The following is a 16893-nucleotide window of genomic DNA, read 5'->3' on the forward strand; positions in this document are numbered from 1 at the left end:
CGTTCTTTTACCGACCGGTCGGTATCGCTAGGATCGCGGCAGTCCGTGATTGGAGTTCCTCCCATGAGTACGACCGTCAAGGCCGCCGTCTTCTCCGCGCCGGGCACGCCACCCGAGATCCGCGACCTGGTGCTGCCCGACCCCGGCTCCGGCCAGGTGCGGGTGCGCATCGCCGCCGCCGGGGTCTGCCACTCCGACCTGTCCCTGTCCAACGGGACCCTGCCCCAGAAGTGGCCCGCCGTCCTGGGCCACGAGGGCGCCGGGACCGTCGAGGCCGTCGGCGAGGGCGTCACCTCCGTCAGCCCCGGCCAGCACGTCATCCTCAACTGGGCCCCGGCCTGCCGGGCCTGCTGGTTCTGCCGCAACGGCGAACCCCACCTGTGCGAACACGCCCTGGACCGGGCCGCCGTCCCCTACGCCCACCTCACCGACGGCACCCCCGTCCACCCCGGCCTGGGCTGCGGGGCGTTCGCCGAGGCGACCGTGGTGGGGGCCGACGCCGTCGTGCCGCTGCCCGACGGCCTGGACCCGGCCACCGGCGCCGTCCTGGGGTGCGCGGTGCTCACCGGATGGGGCGCCGTCAACAACTCCGCCGCCGTGCGCCCGGGCCAGTCGGTCGTGGTCATGGGCCTGGGCGGGGTGGGCCTGTCCGTGCTCCAGGCGGCCCGCATGGCCGGGGCCGACCCGGTGGTCGCGGTGGACGTCTCCCCCGCCAAGGAGGAGCTGGCCCGGTCGCTGGGCGCCACCGAGTTCCTGCTCTCCGACGAGCACCTGTTCAAGGCGGTGCGGGCGCTCACCGGCGGACGCGGCGCCGACCACGTCTTCGAGGTGGTGGGCTCGGCCCAGGTGGTGCGCACGGCCTGGAACATCAGCCGCCGCGGCGGCACCATCACCGTGGTGGGGGTGGGGTCGGTGAAGGACGAGGTGTCGTTCAACGCCCTGGAGCTGTTCCACCAGGCCCGCACCGTGCGCGGGTGCGTCTTCGGGTCGAGCGACCCCGACCGCGACCTCCCCGTCATCGCCGAGGGCGTGCGCTCGGGCGGGCTGCGGCTGGGGGCGATGGTGACCGACGAGATCCCGCTGTCGGGCGTGCCCGACGCGTTCGAGCGGATGCGCCAGGGCAAGGGCGGCCGGTCGCTGGTCCGCTTCGGGGCGTGAACGCGGTGGGGGCGCGGCGGCGCCCCCACCGTGCTCAGCGCCGCCCGGGGTCCTCCACCGTCACCTCCAGCACCTCCAGGGGCGCCTCGTCGTCGGCCCGGTCGGCGAGGGCCGAAAGGACCCGGTGGAAGAGGATCGCCCGGTGCACGCCCATCCCGACCATGAGCAGCGCCCCCGGGACCGGGAAACCCGGAAGTCCCAGGGCGTAGAGCAGGGCGGCGAACACCCCGAAGAGGGTGCCCGCACCGACCCCGCCGTTCATGGGGCAGCGCCAACTGCGCCAGCCCCACATCCAGCCCGCCGCCAGCACCGCCGCCCAGGGGTCGACCAGGACCGCCACGGTCGGGTAGAGGACCAGGGCGAACACGAGCACCCCGGACAGCCCGTCGAGCACCGGAACGGCCAGGAGCAGCCGCCACCCGGCGGCGGTGCGCGGCACGAGCCGCTCGGCGGGCGGCGGGGGCTCCCCCGGGCCGCCCCGGTGCTCCCACCACACGAGCACGGCGAGCAGCGCGAACCCGCCCAGGGCGACGCCGGCGGCCGGGCCGAACCAGTGCCCGGCCCCCTCCGGCATCCACAGGTGCTCGGGCCCCACCGCCATCGGGTCCAGGCCCAGGGCGGCCGGGGTCGCCGCGTGCAGGGTGTAGAGGAAGGCCACCGACAGGACCACCTCCGCGAGGACGAACCCCAGGTGGACGACGGCCAGCTGAGTGAGAGGGGCGGGCGCCCCGGGGGCGTCCGCGTACGTCCGCGTGGAGAAGAGCGGACGCACGAGCATCACGAGCAGCAGGGCGGCGGCGACCGCCAGGGCGGTCGGCCCGGGCTCGAAGCCCGGCGGGACGAAGTACACGTCAGCCCTCCCGCCGCGGCACCGGCGCGCCGTCGGCGTCCAGCACCGTAACCTCCAGGACCGGTTCCCCGAGTTCCCCGAGGCGCTGCCTCGCCGCCATCCGGCCGAGCACCACCCCGAACAGGGACCACAGGAGCAGGGGCGCGGCCAGCCCTCCCGGAAGCACGAAGGCGTAGAGCCCGAGGAGGCCCGCCTCGATCACACAGCACCAGAGCATCACCGCGGGCCCGGACGTCCGGTACTGGCACCCGGACACCAGGGCGACCGCCAGCACTCCGGTCAGCGGCCCGAAGTGCGCCGCCAGCAGCGGGTACAGCACCAGGTAGTACGCGGCGACGCCGCACGACAGCCCCAGGGGCAGGGACGCCCGGTACAGCAGCATCTCCCCGCCCGACCAACGGGCCAAGGGGGTGTGCCGCGGCTCGGGCACCCGTGCCCGTTCGCGCACCGCCCACACCACGAAGATCGCGAACAGGGCGGCGACCGCACCGGACACCAGCCACAACGGGGGCTCCTCCCCCACCAGGGCCCGCCACCCGGGCACGGTCTCCTGGAACCCCCGGGGCACCAGGTCCCCCAGGGAGAGGCCATGCACCGCCGTGGTGTGGAAGGCGATGACCGCCGCCACCTCCACGGCGGACAGGAGCAGGGTCAGGGCCACCAGGCCGGACGGCCGCGTGAACACGGGCGCGATCCGGGGCAGGGCGGACACCGCGTAGGGGACCGCGAGCAGGAAGAGCAGGAGCGCGAAGCCGATGACGGTGGCCGCGGGGCCGGGGTCGAAGGCCGCAGGGGGAAAGTACACGGGGGATCCTCGGTCGACGGTCGGGGCGGGGACCTGCGCGGGCGCGGTCGAGCGGGGAGCGGGCGCACGCGGGCCGAATGATCATGCCGGATACCTGCGGGTTTGTCACAGGCTGACAAAAGCTGTGGCGTACGGCACACATGGCCCTTGCCCCGCGCCCGGCGAAGGAGCACAGTCGTCACCATCGCGCACAGCGTGCCGCGGGCACGGCCGACCGAGTCGAGGAGACACGACCCCCATGAGCAGCGCAGCGGATCAGGCCGACGCGATCGTCGTCGGCGCGGGACTGGCGGGCCTGGCGGCGGCGGCCGAACTGGCCGACGCGGGCAAGCACGTGATCCTGCTCGACCAGGAACCCGAACAGTCCCTGGGCGGACAGGCGTTCTGGTCCTTCGGCGGCCTGTTCTTCGTGGACTCCCCCGAGCAGCGCCGGATGGGCATCCGCGACTCCAGGGAGCTCGCCCTCCAGGACTGGATGGGCACCGCCGGCTTCGACCGCCCCGAGGACGCGTGGCCGCGCAGGTGGGCCGAGGCGTACGTGGACTTCGCCGCCGGGGAGAAGTACTCCTGGCTGCGGCAGATGGGCCTGCGGCTCTTCCCCATCGTGGGCTGGGCCGAGCGCGGCGGCTACCTGGCCGACGGGCACGGCAACTCCGTCCCCCGCTTCCACATCACCTGGGGCACCGGTCCGGGCGTGGTCGCCCCGTTCGAGCGCCGGGTGCGCGCCGCCGCCGAGCGGGGGCTGGTCTCCCTGCGGTTCCGCCACCGCGTCGACGAGCTGGTCGTGACCGGCGGGGCCGTGACGGGCGTGCGCGGCACCGTGCTGGCGCCCAGCGACGCCGAGCGCGGCCGGGCCAGCAACCGCGACGCCGCCGGGGAGTTCGAGCTGTCCGCGCAGGCGGTCGTCGTCACCTCCGGCGGTATCGGCGCCAACCACGATCTGGTGCGCAAGAACTGGCCCGAGCGGCTGGGCACCCCGCCCGAGCACATGCTGTCGGGCGTCCCCGAGCACGTGGACGGGCGCATGCTCGGCATCACCGAGCAGGCGGGCGCGCAGATCATCAACCCCGACCGCATGTGGCACTACACCGAGGGCATCCAGAACTGGGACCCGATCTGGTCCCGCCACGGCATCCGCATCCTGCCCGGGCCCTCGTCGCTGTGGCTGGACGCCACCGGCAAGCGGCTGCCCGCCCCGTACTTCCCCGGGTTCGACACCCTGGGCACGCTGGACCACATCATGAAGAGCGGCCACGACTACACGTGGTTCGTGCTCTCCCAGAAGATCATCGAGAAGGAGTTCGCGCTGTCGGGCTCGGAGCAGAACCCCGACCTGACCGGCAAGGACGTCCGGCTCCTCCTCAAGCGCGCGCTGCCGGGCGCGCCCGGACCGGTGGAGGCGTTCAAGGAGCACGGGGTGGACTTCGCGGTCGCCGGCCGGCTGCCCGCGCTCATCGAGAAGATGCGGGAGATCGCCGGGGACGGGGTGCTGGACCCCGACACCGTCACCCGCGAGGTGGTGGCCCGCGACCGGGAGATGGTCAACACGTTCACCAAGGACCTCCAGGTGACGGCGATCCACGGGGCCCGCAACTACCGGGGCGACAAGCTGATCCGGGTGGCGTCCCCGCACCAGATCCTCGACCCCAAGGCGGGCCCGCTGATCGCGGTGCGCCTGCGCATCCTCACCCGCAAGACGCTGGGCGGGCTGCACACCGACCTGGACGCGCGGGTGCTGCGCGCCGACGGCACCCCGCTGCCGGGCGTGTACGCGGCGGGCGAGGTCGCCGGGTTCGGCGGCGGCGGCGTGCACGGCTACCGCGCCCTGGAGGGCACCTTCCTGGGCGGCTGCCTGTTCTCGGGCCGGACCGCCGGCCGCGCCGCCGCGGCCGCGCTCTGAGGCCCTGACGGAGGCGAGGCGCCGGACACCCGTCGCGGGTGTCCGGCGCCTCGTGCTCGCAGGGGGTGTCAGCCATCCGAGTCCGGGGACCCGGGCCCCTCCTTGCGGGGTCGGCCGCGGCGGGGGATGTCCCCGGCCTCCTTCGGCATCCGCCCCGCGTCGTCGAGGGCGCGGCGCAGAAGGAATTCGATCTGGGCGTTGGTGCTGCGCAACTCCTGGCCCGCCCACCGCGCCAAGGCGTCGTGGACGGCGGGGTCGAGCCTCAGCAGCACCTTCTTGCGCTCCGGCACGGCCACCTCACCCCGTTACTGGTACAGCGTCCCCGTGTTCACGACCGGGCTGGCGGGGCGGTCCGAGCACAGCACGACCAGCAGGTTGCTGACCATGGTGGCCTTGCGCTCCTCGTCGAGCTCGACCACGTGCTCCTCGGACAGCCGCGACAGGGCCCGGTCGACCATGCCCACGGCGCCCTCGACGATCTCCTGGCGGGCGGCGATCAGGGCGCCCGCCTGCTGGCGCTGGAGCATGGCCTGGGCGATCTCGGGCGCGTACGCCAGGTGCGTGAAGCGGGACTCCACGATGCGCACGCCCGCGGCCTCGACCCGCTGTCCGACCTCCTCCGACATGCGCTCGGTGATGGCGTCGGCGTTGTCGCGCAGGGACAGGGCACCCTCGGCGTCGTAGGAGTCGTACGGGTAGTGGCCGGCGATGTGGCGCACGGCGGCCTCGGTCTGGATGGACACGAACTCCACGAAGTCGTCGACCTCGAAGGTGGCGCGGGCGGTGTCCTCCACCTGCCACACGACGACGGCGGCGATCTCGATGGGGCTGCCCGAGGCGTCGTTGACCTTCATGACGGAGGTCTCGTGGTTGCGGATGCGCGTGGAGACGGCGTTGCGGTCGGTCAGCGGGTTCACCCAGCGCAGGCCGTCGGTGCGCACGCTGCCGACGTAGCGGCCGAAGAGCTGGACGACGCGGGCCTCGTTGGGGGAGACCATGGTCAGCCCCAGCATGAGGAAGAGGCCGACGACGGCGATGACGGCGCCGACGATGATCGCCGCGAGGAGCGGCACGGCCTCGACCAGGAAGGGCGAACCGGCGACGGCGGCGCCGACGAGCACGATCAGCAGGGCCAGCAGGAACATGCCGATGCCGTCGCGGCTCTTGGCCGTGGTCTCACGGTACTGCGGGGCCTCCCGGTAGCCGGGGGCGGGGGCGGCGGATTCGGTCATGTGCGTTCCTTCTCTCTCAAGTGATGACGCGAGCATAGCATTGTGATATCACTTTTTATAGGAGCCGGGCCACAGGGGCCCACAAGACCGAGAGGAGACGTGGACGCGATGACCACCGACACACCGCGTTTGCGCCCGCCGCACCACCGCGTGGACCCCCGGGCCGTCCGCTGGTGGACCACCCGTTCGCTGATCGCGACGGTCGCCCTCACCGCGGTCCCCGTCGTCCCCGCCCTGATCTGGGAGCCGGTCCGCTTCTGGTTCCTGCTCGCGGCCGCCGCCATCGGGGTCCCCGGCCTGCTGATCACCTTCGTGATGCCGCAGTGGCGGTACCGGGTCCACCGCTGGGAGGTCACCGACACCGCCGTCTACGCCTCCAGCGGCTGGTTCTGGCAGGAGTGGCGGGTGGCCCCCATGTCGCGCATCCAGACCGTGGACACCGCGCGCGGGCCGCTCCAGCGGGCGTTCGGGCTGTCCAGCGTGACCGTCACGACCGCCTCGGCCGCCGGGCCGATCGAGATCGCGGGCCTGGACCACGCCCTGGCGACCCGGGTCGCCGACCAGCTCACCGAGACCACCCAGGCGGTTCCGGGGGATGCCACGTGACCACCGCGCAGCGACCCCCGACCGAACGCCCGCTGGGCGACTGGCAGGGCCTGAGCCCGCTCAGCGTGTGGGCCAACACCGCCGCCGGCGCCCTCTTCATCGTCCCCGCCGCCGTCGTGGGCACCGTCGTCCTGATCGTCCTGGACCTGGCCTGGTGGGCCCTGGCCCCGCTGCCCGGGGCCCTGGCGCTCATCGCCGGGCTCACCGCCCTGGACATGATGGTCCTGAAGGCGGTCTCCTACCGCGTCACCGACGAGCGCATGGAGATGCGCTCGGGCGTGGTCGCCAAGGCCTACCGCTCGGTGCCGCGCGAGCGCGTGCGCAGTGTGGACGTGGCGGCGCCGGTCTACGCCCGGCCCTTCGGCCTGTGCGTCGTCACCGTCGGCACCGGCGAGCAGGTCGACTCCGGATCCGACCAGGTCAAACTCCAGTTCGTCACCGCCGCCCAGGGCGAGCGGCTGCGCCGCGAGCTGCTGTACCGCGAAACGCCGGCCGCCGGGAGCACCGAAGGGGCGGAGGGCGCGGGGGGCGCGGAGGAGGCCGACGGCCTGGAGCTGGCCCGCCTGGACCGGCGGTGGTTCGCCTACGCCCCGGCCACCACCGCCACCCTGGGTATCGGCATCGGTGCCATAGCGGCCCTGATCGGCGCCAACGCCCAGTCCGAGGGCTGGATCTACCGGTGGATCTCCGAGCAGGCCGGGCTGCCCAGCACCGCGGAGATCGGCGCGTTCGTCATGGCCCGGCTGCTGTTCGTCGTCCCGGCGGCGCTGGTGGGCCTGCTGGTGTCGGGCACGGTCGTCCTGGTGGCCGTCGCGGTGGAGACCTGGTGGGACTACCGGCTGACCCGGGAGTCCAACGGAACGGTGGTCATGCGCCGGGGCCTGCTCAACAGCCAGTCCCTGACGATCGAGGGCCGGCGCCTCAACGGGGTCACCCTGCACGAGCCCCTGGTGCTGCGCTCCGCCGGAGGCGCGGACGTGCGCGCGGTCGCCACCGGCCTGGGGGCCGCGGACGCGGAGAAGACCCAGGCCAAGAGCCGCCTCTCCCCGCCGATGCCCCGGGACCGAGCCCGGGAGCTGGCCGCGGACCTGATGCGCACCCCCGAGTCGCCCCTGGACCTGCCGCTGACCGCGCACCCGCGGTCGGCCCTGAGCCGCCGCCTGGTCCGCGCCGGGTGGGCCTCGCTGGCGGGCTTCGCCGTCGCCGGCGGGCTGGCGTGGCTGCACACGCTGGCCGAGGCCGCGTGGTGGGACGCCGCCCACGAGATCGAGGAACAGCTCAACCCGCTGCCGGTCGTCACCCACCTGGTGGAGGCCGCCCCGCCCTGGGGCTGGTGGCTGCTGGGGGCCGCGTTCGCGGTGGTGGCGTTCTGGTACGCGGTCGGCTCCCACCGGGCGCTGGGGCACGGCCTGCACCCGCGCTACCTGGTGGTGCGCCGGGGCATGGCGGTGCGCGACACCACGACCCTGGAGCGGTCGGCGGTGATCGGCTGGCGGATCACCCGCACGCCGTTCCAGCGCCGGGCCGGGCTGGCGCACGTGTCGGCCACCACCGCCTCGGGCAAGGGCATGTACACCGCCGCCGACGTCGGGCTGGGCCAGGGGCTGGCCTGGGCGGCGCTGGCCGTCCCGGACCTGCTGACCCAGTTCCTGGAGCGCGACGGGGAGCCGGAGGGGGCGGACGGGGAGCGCGGCTGAGCGCTCCCCCGGACCGGGGGCCGGTACGGCGCCGGGCGGCCCCCGTCGACGACGTGGCCATCACGGCCGGGGGGCACCGCATCCCGGGCCCCGCCCCCGGCCCGAAGGCCCCGGTCCGCGCTCCGGCCCCCGGCGCGTTTCCCGCGCCGGGGGCCGGGGTGTGCTCAGCGGGCGGCCGGGGCGGGCACGATCTCGAAGACCCGGTCCAGGCCCAGGATCCCCAGGACCCGGGAGACGACCGGGCGCGGCCGGGCCAGCACGAGGCGGCCGCCCCGGGCGTTCATCGCCCGCTGCGCCGCCACGAGGGCGCCCACGCCGCTCGCGTCCAGGAACCCCACACCCGCCAGGTCCACGACCAGGCACTCACAGCCCTCCTCGCGGGCCGCCGCCGCCAACCGGGCGCGCAGGCCCGGGACGGTGGCCAGGTCGATCTCGCCCTCCACCGATACCACCGTCACACCGGTGTGCGGGAGACATTCCTGGAACCGGACATCCCGTGCCACTCGAGGCCACCTCTCACCGGACGTAATCTTTCCACTACGCAACCGCGTACGAGATCGTAACCTCTCCAGAGAGGTTCCGTCAGGCTTTTGCGAGGAAAACCCCCGAAAACTCGCCGATGTGGCCGCGGGGACAGGTTCACCTCACCCCCGGGCCGGCGTCCTCGGCCTCCGGGGAAGGCCCGCACACCTCTCTCGGACACACCCGGACGCACCCCCGCACCGTGCCCCGGGCGCCCGAGTGCGGTAAAAGCGGTAGGGACACATGGTGTCCTTGAGGCCCCGGGCCGACGCACAGCGCACAGAAGGGAGGGAGCGGCGCACCCCTTCCGCCCTGCCGGGCGGGACCGCGCCGCGCACCCCATGACCGAAACCGCCGAGACCCGACCCGGCTGGTTCTCAGCCCAGGAGCTGGAGGGCATCCGCGGCCGCATGCCCCTGGTGTACGTGCAGGCCGTCCCGGTCCGGGTCGACGAGGTCGGCCAGGTCACCCACGTCGGCCTGCTGATGCGGGCGACCCCCGACGGCCGGTTCCACCGGTCGGTGGTCTCGGGCCGGGTCCTGTACCACGAGCGGGTCCGCGACGCGCTGCTGCGCCACCTGGAGAAGGACCTGGGCCCGGTGGCACTGCCCCGCGTCCCGGCCTCCCCGCAGCCGTTCACCGTCGCCGAGTACTTCCCCACCCCCGGGGTGACCCCGTTCCACGACCCGCGCCAGCACGCGGTGGCGCTGGCCTACATCGTGCCGGTGTCGGGCGACTGCCAGCCCCGCCAGGACGCCCTGGACCTGGTGTGGCTCACCCCCGCCGAGGCCGCCGACCCCGTGGTCCACGCGGAGATGAACGACGGCCAGGACGTCCTGCTGCGCCAGGCGCTGGCCCACGTGGGGCACGCCCCCTGAGCCGGGCGGGCCCCGCGGCGGCGCCGCGGGGCCCCTTCCCCGCCCCCGGGCACGGGGACACCGCGAGGGCGTACCCTCTACCCATGCCCGAAGCCCTGGCCGCCCTCGTCGACGACGCCCTGGCCCTGGTCCCCGCCCGGGGCCGCGCCCTGCTCGGCCTGACCGGCGCCCCCGGGGCGGGCAAGTCCACCCTGGCCCGGCAGCTGGTCGCCGAGGCCGACGCCCGGACCGCCCCGGGCACCGCCGGCTACCTGCCCATGGACGGCTTCCACCTGTCCAACGCCCAGTTGGAGCGGCTGGGGCGGCTGGACCGCAAGGGCGCCCCCGACACCTTCGACGCGCACGGGTACGCCGCCCTGGTGCGGCGGCTCCTCACCGAAACCGACCACCCGGTCTACGTCCCCGACTACGACCGGCGGCTGCACGAGCCCGTCGCCGCCCGCCACGTGATCGGGCCCGGCACCCGGCTCGTCGTCACCGAGGGCAACTACCTGGCCTGGGACGCCGAGCCCTGGGGGTCCCTGCGCCCGCTGTTCGCCGAACTCTGGTACGTGGAGGCCGACGACGCGCTGCGCGAGGAGCGCCTGCTGCGCCGCCAGCTGGCGGGCGGCCGCGACGAGGCCGCCGCCCGGGAGTGGGTGGAGCGCAGCGACCGCGCCAACGGGGAGCTCGTCAAGCGCTTCAGGAGCGCCTGCACCCGCGTCGTCCCCACCGGCGCGGTGCCCCGGCGCCCCGGGGGCGCCGAGGGGGCCGCGGGCGGCTGAGCCCCGCCGCTCAGGCGGCCCGGCGCAGGAACCGGCGGGCCGACCCGCGCACCAGCCACAGGTACCCCTCGGCGGAGCCCTGCTTGCCGCTCCCCCGGAGCCCGCCGTAGGCGGACGACACGATCATCTCCTTGTAGCGGGCGGCCAGGCCCCCGGTCAGGAAGGCCCCGCGCGGGGAGTCGTCGGCGTGCACGAACTGGATGAGCCCGTCACGCCGCCCCAGGCTGACGCACTGGAACAGGTAGCCGAAGGGGGCGGCGTCCGGCTCGCGCCCGGCCAGCCGGGCGGCGACGGCATCGGCCGCCGCGGTCCCCATGGGCAGCCCCATCGCGCAGGACATGCGCAGCTCCCGGCCGTCCACGGCGTCGGCGTGGGCGGCGTCGCCCACCACGTACACGTCCGGGTGGGAGACCGACCGCTGGGTGCCGTCGACGAGGGCCCGCCCGGAGCCGTCCACGGCCAGCCCGGCCCCGGCCGCCAGCGGGGAGACGTCGAACCCGGCGTTCCACACGGTGAGGTCGCTCTCCAGCAGGTCCCCGTCCTCCAGCTTGACGTGGCCCGCCTCCACCGCGGCGACCCGCGTGTGCTCGCGGACGGAGACGTCCAGGCGGTCCAGGACCCGGCGGACGTGGGCCCGGCCCCTGGCGCCGACGCCGGCCGCCACCGGGCCCGAGGTCACCAGCCGCACGTCCATGCCCGCGTGGGCCTCGGCGATCTCGGTGACGGCCTCCAGGCCGGTCAGTCCGCCGCCGACGACGGTGAGGGTGCGGGGGCGCTCCCGGGCGATGCGTCGGGCCACCTCGCGGGCGCCCTCCAGCCCGGCCAGGGTGACCGCGTGCTCGGCGGCCCCGGGTGCCGCGTCGGCCGCGGCGGTGCTGCCCAGCGCGTACACGAGGGTGTCGTAGCGCAGGGTGCGGAACCGGTCCCCGGTGCGGACGTCGACGGTGCGCGCCTCGGTGTCCACGGCCTCCACCCGGCCGACGACGAGATCGATGGCGGGGTTCAGGGAGTCGGCCAGGGGGTGGACTCCGACGTCGCGCCCGGCGGCCACCTCGTGCAGGCGGACCCGTTCGACGAACGTGTCGGTGGCGTTGACCAGGGTGACGCGCAGCCCCGCGCCGTTCGCGCGAACGTGGTGGGCGGCGCGCCGGGCGGCGGCGAGTCCGGCGTATCCGGCGCCGAGGACGAGGAGTTCGTGGACCATGGGTGCCTCCCGGTGGAGTGTTCCGTCGCCCCATGGACGGTTCGGGCCGCCGCGGATGTGACATGCCCGCGCGCCGGTCCCCCGGGTGTGGCCGACGCCATAGGCCCTCCCGGACCCCCTGCGGGAAAGGCGTTCCGCGGTTCCGCGCCCTCTCGGGGAGTGGACGCACCCCCACCCCCTTGTCCATATGGCGAGACAAATATCCCACATAGTGTCCATTAGGTCTACGATCCGGTCATCCTCCCTTTGCAGACCATCGCTCTGACCTGGAAAGAAGTCCCATGACGGACGTCGCCGAACAGCACCCGGCACCGGAGCGCGGCACCCCCGCGCCGGTGGACCCGCCGACCAACCCGCGACGCAAGGTGCTCACCGCCAGCCTCGTGGGCACGTCCGTCGAGTTCTACGACTTCTACATCTACGCGACCGCCGCGGTCCTGGTCTTCCCGGCGCTGTTCTTCCCCGAGGGCGACATGATGGCCGCCCGCCTGCAGTCGCTGGCCACCTTCGCCATCGCGTTCGTGGCCCGCCCCATCGGCTCCTGGGTGTTCGGCCACTTCGGCGACCGCGTCGGCCGCAAGGCCACCCTGGTGGCGTCCCTGCTCACCATGGGCATCGCCACCGTCGGCATCGGCGTGCTGCCCACCTACGCCCAGGTCGGCGTCCTCGCCCCGCTGCTGCTGGCGCTGTGCCGGTTCGGCCAGGGCCTGGGGCTGGGCGGCGAGTGGGGCGGGGCCGCCCTGCTGGCCACCGAGAACGCACCCGCGGGCAAGCGCGGCTTCTACGGGACGTTCCCGCAGCTGGGCGCGCCCATCGGGTTCTTCCTCGCCAACGGCGTGTTCCTCATCCTGAGCCAGGCCATGAGCGAGGAGACGTTCCTGGCGTGGGGCTGGCGGGTGCCGTTCCTGCTGTCGACGATCCTCATCGTGGTCGGCCTGTGGGTGCGCCTGAGCCTGCACGAGACCCCCGCGTTCGCCAAGGTGCTGGCCGCGGGCGAGCAGGTGCGCACGCCCATCGTCGAGGTGTTCCGCCGCAACTGGGCCGCCCTGATCCTGGGCACCCTGGTCATGGTCGCCACGTACGTGCTCTTCTACCTCATGACGGTCTTCTCGCTGGGCTTCGGCACCGACCCGGAGACCGGCCTGGGCTACGACCGCTCCCAGTTCCTGGTGTTCCTGCTGGTGGGCGTGGTGTTCTTCGGGATCTTCACCCCGGTCGCCGGGCTGCTGTCGGACCGGTTCGGCCGCAAGCCCGTCCTGGTGGCGGTGACCGCCGCGATCATCGTCTTCGGGTTCGCCATGGGCCCGCTGCTGGGCTCGGGGACCGTCGGGGTGCTGGCCTTCCTGGTCATCGGCCTGTCGCTGATGGGCCTGACCTTCGGCCCGATGGCGGCGGTGCTGCCGGAGCTGTTCCCGACCAACGTGCGCTACACCGGCGCCTCGGCCGCCTACAACCTGGCCGGGCTGCTGGGCGCGTCGTTCGCCCCCTACATCGCGACCTGGCTGGCGGGCACCTTCGGGATCGCGTGGGTGGGCGGCTACCTGGTGCTGGTCAGCGTGATCACGCTGGTCGCGCTGCTGCTGACCCGCGAGACCCGCGACGACTCGCTCGACGACACCCCGGTCAGGGTCACCGCGCGCGGCTGACCCCCGGCGGCGGGCCCGGGGAGCGGTGCGCTCCCCGGGCCCGCCGTGTGTCTACAGGCGCGCCTCGAGGGCGGCGCGGCCGGTGAACAGGTGCCCGGCCATGCCCAGCGCCTCGGCGGCCGCCACGTTCTCGCCGCGGTCGTCCACGAACAGGGTGTCCCCCGGGTCGACCGCCATCCGCTCCAGGCACCACAGGTAGACCTCGGGCTCGGGCTTGGCCACCCCCAGGCGGCCGGAGAAGGCGCGCACCGAGAACGCCGCCAGCCACGGGTTGTCCTTCTCGAAGCGGTCGGCCAGCTCGACCGGGATGTTGGACAGCAGTCCCACCGTGCGGCCCCGCGAGGCCAGCCGCTCCACCAGGGAGACCATGTCGGGGTCCACCGCCCGCCAGCTGTCGATGTCGGCCGCGATCAGCGCGGCGGCCAGGGGCGGGTCCACCTCGCGGCCCAGCCGCTCCCCCACCGCCCTCCAGTAGGCGGGCCCGTCCAGGTCCCCGCGGTCGTAGGGCAGGCGCAGGTCCCAGTAGGCGTCCCAGAACGCGGCGGGGTCGGCCGCGCCCATGGCGGCGGTCAGGCGCTCCTTCCCCTCGGCGGACTGGTGGCGGGCGATCACGCCGAACAGGTCGAACAGGACGGCTCCGGGTTCGGTCTCGGGCAAGGAGGGCTCCTCGGGGTCGGTGGGCGGCTCACTCCAGCCGTACCCGATGGCGGTCCTCCGCGCACACGGAACCGGGGGAACGGGCGGGAGGCCGGCCCTGTGGACAACCCGCCCGGGCGGGCCGGACCGGCCTACCCTGAAGGGGCGGAGGGTCGTGGGCGCCGAGACCCTCGGGGAGGGGTCCTCGGTGGTCCGGGACTCTCCTCGGGATGCGATCCACTGGTGATCGGAAAATCGCGCTCCGCGGCCCCTCCAGGCAGGGGACGGAAAATCAAGGGAAGAAGGTCCCATTTTCCCGATAAAAAGAGTTCAACCTTTGATCTCTATGGATCTGGAAACTCAGGAAGGCCTGTGACCTCGTGGGATGCGACCGTGGGCACCGGGGGTTCGGCACTCCGGATACGGGTGGCGGAAAGGCGCCCCTAGACTCGGAGGAGACCTTCGGAGAAACGGTGGAGAGAGCGCCCATGAGTGACGGTGAAGGCACCGCCCCCGGCCAGGAGCGGCTGTCCCTCCCCGAGGTGCGGCTGGACGACCTGCTCGACGAGGTGCGCTCCCGGCTCAGCGAGATCTCCATGACCCAGGAGCGCATCCGCACCCTGCTGGAGGCGGTCGTCTCCATCGGGGAGGGCCTGGAGCTCGACCCCCTGCTGCTGCGCATCACCGAGACCGCGAGCAGCCTGGTCGACGCCCGCTACGGGGCGCTGGGCGTGATCGGGCCCGACGGCGAGATGAGCCGGTTCATCCCGGTGGGGCTGCGCCCGGACGAGATCTCCTCCATCGAGCACTGGCCCCGCGGCGAGGGCATCCTGGGGCTGCTCATCAAGGAGCCCGAGCCCCTGCGCCTGGGCGACGTCTCCGACCACCCCGAGTCGGTGGGCTTCCCCAGGGGGCACCCGGTGATGCGCACCTTCCTGGGGGTGCCCATCCGCATCCGCGACCGGGTGTTCGGCAACCTGTACATGACCGACAAGCGCGACGGCGGGCAGTTCACCGGGGACGACGAGCTGCTGCTGCGCGCCCTGGCCACGGCGGCGGGCACCGCCATCGAGAACGCCCAGCTGTTCGCCGAGACCCAGAGCCGGGAGACCTGGCTGGACGCCTCCGGGCAGATCACCACCCGGCTGCTGTCGGGCGCGCCGCCCGAGGAGGTGCTGCGGCTGGTGGCCCGGCGGGCGCGGCTGATGGCGCACGCCGACCTCTCCGTCATCGCCATGCCGGGCGAGGAGCCGGCCACCCTCACCGTGCGGGTGTGGGACGCCCCGGAGGGGGACGGGTCGCCGGAGGGGGCGGTGCACGGCCGCCGCGGCGCGTCCCTGGCTGCCGGGGTGCGGGGCGCCACGCTCGCGTGCACCCCGGGCACCCTGCTGGGGCGGGTCTACCTGAGCGGCGACCCGATCCGCACCGACATCTCCGAGCACTGCGACCCGGGCATCGAGTTCCTGGCCGAACTGGGCCTGGGGGCGATCCTGGTGCTGCCGTTCGGGCCCCCGGGCGGGGCGCGGGGCGTGCTGCTGCTGGCGCGCGCCGCGGGCCGGGAGGAGTTCCCGACCGCGTGGATGGGCATGCTGGCCGCCTTCGCCGACCAGGCGGCCGTGGCCCTGGAGCTGGCCGAGGCCCGGCTGGACTCCGAGCGGCTGAGCGTCCTGGAGGACCGCGACCGCATCGCCCGCGACCTGCACGACACCGTCATCCAGCGGCTGTACGCCACCGCGATCACCCTGATGGGCACGGTGCGGCGGATCGACGACGCCACCTCGTCCCAGCGGGTGCAGAACGCGGTGACCGACCTGGACGACACCATCCGGCAGATCCGTTCGACGATCTTCGCCCTGCAGAGCTCGGGCGAGGACTCCTCCCGGCTGCGCTCGCGGGTGCTGGACCTGGTCAACGGGGCCACCGACCCGCTGGGGTTCGCTCCCCGGCTGCTCACCCAGGGGCCGGTGGACACCGCCGTGGACGAGGCCACCGGCGGGCACCTGGTGGCGGTGCTGCGCGAGCTGCTGTCCAACGCCGCCCGGCACGCGCACGCCACGGCGGTGGACGTGGAGGTGTCGGTGGCCGACGGCCGGGTGGTGCTGCGGGTCTCCGACGACGGCGCGGGCATCCCCGAGGACGCGCACCGCAGCGGCCTGCGCAACATCGTCTCCCGCGCCGAGGAGCTCGGCGGTTCGGTGGAGATCGACTCCGCCCCGGGCGGGGGCACCACGGTGCGCTGGGCGGTGCCCGCCCGCGCCCGCGCCTGAGCGGGCGCGCCCGGCCCGGGCGGGGCGCGCCCCGGCGCCGCGCCCGCCCGACCGGTCAGGAACCGCCCAGGGACAGGCGGACCGCGTAGGCGGCGGCCTGGGTGCGGCGGGCCATGCCGAGTTTGGCGAGCACCCGCGAGACGTAGTTCTTGACGGTCTTCTCCGCCAGGTACATGCGGGCGCCGATCTCCCGGTTGGTCAGGCCCTCGCCGATCAGCTCCAGCACCCGGCGCTCCTGGTCGGTGAGCTCGCCCAGCGGGTCCTTGCGGCCCGCCTCCTCGCGCAGCCGCTCCAGCATGCGCGTGGTGGACTCCGGGTCCAGCAGCGAACGGCCCTGGGCGACCGTGCGCACGGCGCCGACCAGGTCGGTGCCGTGGATCTGCTTGAGGATGTAGCCCGACGCCCCGGCCATGACGGCGCCGTACAGGGCCTCGTCGTCGGAGTAGGAGGTGAGCATGAGGATGCGCGTGTCCGGGAGCAGGGAGCGGATCTCGCGGCAGACGGTGACCCCGTCGCCGTCGGGCAGGCGCACGTCGAGCACCACCACGTCGGGGGCCAGCGCGGGCACCCGGGCGAGCGCCTGGGCCGCGGTGCCGGCCTCGCCCACCACCTCGACGCCGTCCTCGTCGTCCAGCAGGGAGCCCACCCCCCGGCGGACGATCTCGTGGTCGTCGACCAGGAACACCCGGATCGTCTCGTCGCCGTGCATCAGGTACGCACCCCATCTC

16 protein-coding genes are annotated in these 16893 nt (G+C 74.2%); 8 read left to right on the plus strand and 8 right to left on the minus strand.

Annotation, left to right across the window (positions count from 1 at the left end):
* Positions 1 to 63: 63 nt before the first annotated feature.
* Entirely contained in the window at positions 64 to 1158 is a 1095-nt protein-coding gene (locus K1J57_RS26020; RefSeq protein ID WP_220561353.1) for a zinc-binding dehydrogenase, read from the plus strand.
* Between the two features lie 34 nt (positions 1159 to 1192).
* Here K1J57_RS26020 and K1J57_RS26025 read toward each other — a convergent pair whose 3' ends face one another.
* Positions 1193 to 2008 carry a hypothetical protein gene (locus K1J57_RS26025; protein ID WP_220561354.1) on the minus strand — a complete coding sequence of 272 codons (816 nt, stop codon included), beginning with the start codon at positions 2006 to 2008 and terminating at the stop codon, positions 1193 to 1195.
* 1 nt (position 2009) lies between these two features.
* On the minus strand, positions 2010 to 2813 hold the full coding sequence (locus K1J57_RS26030) for a hypothetical protein (protein WP_220561355.1): 804 nt from the start codon (positions 2811 to 2813) through the stop codon (positions 2010 to 2012).
* A gap of 238 nt (positions 2814 to 3051) precedes the next feature.
* Here K1J57_RS26030 and K1J57_RS26035 point away from each other — a divergent pair, with 238 nt between their 5' ends.
* Positions 3052 to 4713 carry an FAD-binding dehydrogenase gene (locus K1J57_RS26035; protein WP_220561356.1) on the plus strand — a complete coding sequence of 554 codons (1662 nt, stop codon included), beginning with the start codon at positions 3052 to 3054 and terminating at the stop codon, positions 4711 to 4713.
* A gap of 68 nt (positions 4714 to 4781) precedes the next feature.
* Here the strand turns inward: K1J57_RS26035 and K1J57_RS26040 are convergent, their stop codons facing one another.
* Together K1J57_RS26040 and K1J57_RS26045 are read right to left on the minus strand one after the other, a co-directional pair.
* Positions 4782 to 5003, minus strand: coding sequence for a hypothetical protein (locus K1J57_RS26040; RefSeq protein ID WP_220561357.1), 222 nt, complete (start codon positions 5001 to 5003; stop codon positions 4782 to 4784).
* A gap of 15 nt (positions 5004 to 5018) precedes the next feature.
* Positions 5019 to 5945 (minus strand): SPFH domain-containing protein, encoded by a 927-nt coding sequence (locus K1J57_RS26045; RefSeq protein ID WP_220561358.1) that lies wholly within the window; start codon positions 5943 to 5945, stop codon positions 5019 to 5021.
* 108 nt (positions 5946 to 6053) lie between these two features.
* Here K1J57_RS26045 and K1J57_RS26050 point away from each other — a divergent pair, with 108 nt between their 5' ends.
* Both K1J57_RS26050 and K1J57_RS26055 read left to right on the plus strand, forming a co-directional pair.
* Positions 6054 to 6551 carry a PH domain-containing protein gene (locus K1J57_RS26050; RefSeq protein ID WP_220561359.1) on the plus strand — a complete coding sequence of 166 codons (498 nt, stop codon included), beginning with the start codon at positions 6054 to 6056 and terminating at the stop codon, positions 6549 to 6551.
* Complete coding sequence (locus K1J57_RS26055; protein WP_220561360.1) at positions 6548 to 8248, plus strand: PH domain-containing protein; 1701 nt, start codon at positions 6548 to 6550, stop codon at positions 8246 to 8248. The genes K1J57_RS26050 and K1J57_RS26055 overlap by 4 nt, the downstream gene beginning before the upstream one ends.
* A gap of 164 nt (positions 8249 to 8412) precedes the next feature.
* Here K1J57_RS26055 and K1J57_RS26060 read toward each other — a convergent pair whose 3' ends face one another.
* Positions 8413 to 8751 (minus strand): STAS domain-containing protein, encoded by a 339-nt coding sequence (locus tag K1J57_RS26060; RefSeq protein ID WP_220561361.1) that lies wholly within the window; start codon positions 8749 to 8751, stop codon positions 8413 to 8415.
* Between the two features lie 360 nt (positions 8752 to 9111).
* Here K1J57_RS26060 and K1J57_RS26065 point away from each other — a divergent pair, with 360 nt between their 5' ends.
* Together K1J57_RS26065 and K1J57_RS26070 are read left to right on the plus strand one after the other, a co-directional pair.
* A complete protein-coding gene (locus K1J57_RS26065) occupies positions 9112 to 9648 on the plus strand; it encodes an NUDIX hydrolase family protein (protein WP_220561362.1) in 537 nt (178 codons plus the stop codon).
* Between the two features lie 83 nt (positions 9649 to 9731).
* Positions 9732 to 10412, plus strand: coding sequence for a nucleoside/nucleotide kinase family protein (locus tag K1J57_RS26070; protein WP_220561363.1), 681 nt, complete (start codon positions 9732 to 9734; stop codon positions 10410 to 10412).
* Positions 10413 to 10422: 10 nt separating this feature from the next.
* On the opposite strand, the gene K1J57_RS26075 is transcribed toward K1J57_RS26070, so the two are convergent.
* Entirely contained in the window at positions 10423 to 11616 is a 1194-nt protein-coding gene (locus tag K1J57_RS26075) for an NAD(P)/FAD-dependent oxidoreductase (RefSeq protein ID WP_220561364.1), read from the minus strand.
* A gap of 281 nt (positions 11617 to 11897) precedes the next feature.
* On the opposite strand from K1J57_RS26075, the gene K1J57_RS26080 reads away from it, so the two are divergent.
* Entirely contained in the window at positions 11898 to 13262 is a 1365-nt protein-coding gene (locus K1J57_RS26080) for an MFS transporter (RefSeq protein WP_220561365.1), read from the plus strand.
* A 51-nt stretch (positions 13263 to 13313) separates the two neighbouring features.
* Here K1J57_RS26080 and K1J57_RS26085 read toward each other — a convergent pair whose 3' ends face one another.
* Positions 13314 to 13919: an HAD family phosphatase gene (locus tag K1J57_RS26085; protein WP_255646609.1), complete on the minus strand. Its 606-nt coding sequence runs from the start codon at positions 13917 to 13919 to the stop codon at positions 13314 to 13316.
* Positions 13920 to 14386: 467 nt separating this feature from the next.
* Here K1J57_RS26085 and K1J57_RS26090 point away from each other — a divergent pair, with 467 nt between their 5' ends.
* Positions 14387 to 16165, plus strand: coding sequence for a GAF domain-containing sensor histidine kinase (locus K1J57_RS26090; protein WP_220561366.1), 1779 nt, complete (start codon positions 14387 to 14389; stop codon positions 16163 to 16165).
* Positions 16166 to 16220: 55 nt separating this feature from the next.
* On the opposite strand, the gene K1J57_RS26095 is transcribed toward K1J57_RS26090, so the two are convergent.
* Positions 16221 to 16874, minus strand: a complete 654-nt coding sequence (locus K1J57_RS26095; RefSeq protein WP_220561367.1) for a response regulator transcription factor — start codon at positions 16872 to 16874, stop codon at positions 16221 to 16223.
* Positions 16875 to 16893 lie beyond the last annotated feature (19 nt).

The organism is Nocardiopsis sp. MT53 (assembly GCF_019598965.1).
Lineage (GTDB): Bacteria > Actinomycetota > Actinomycetes > Streptosporangiales > Streptosporangiaceae > Nocardiopsis > Nocardiopsis changdeensis.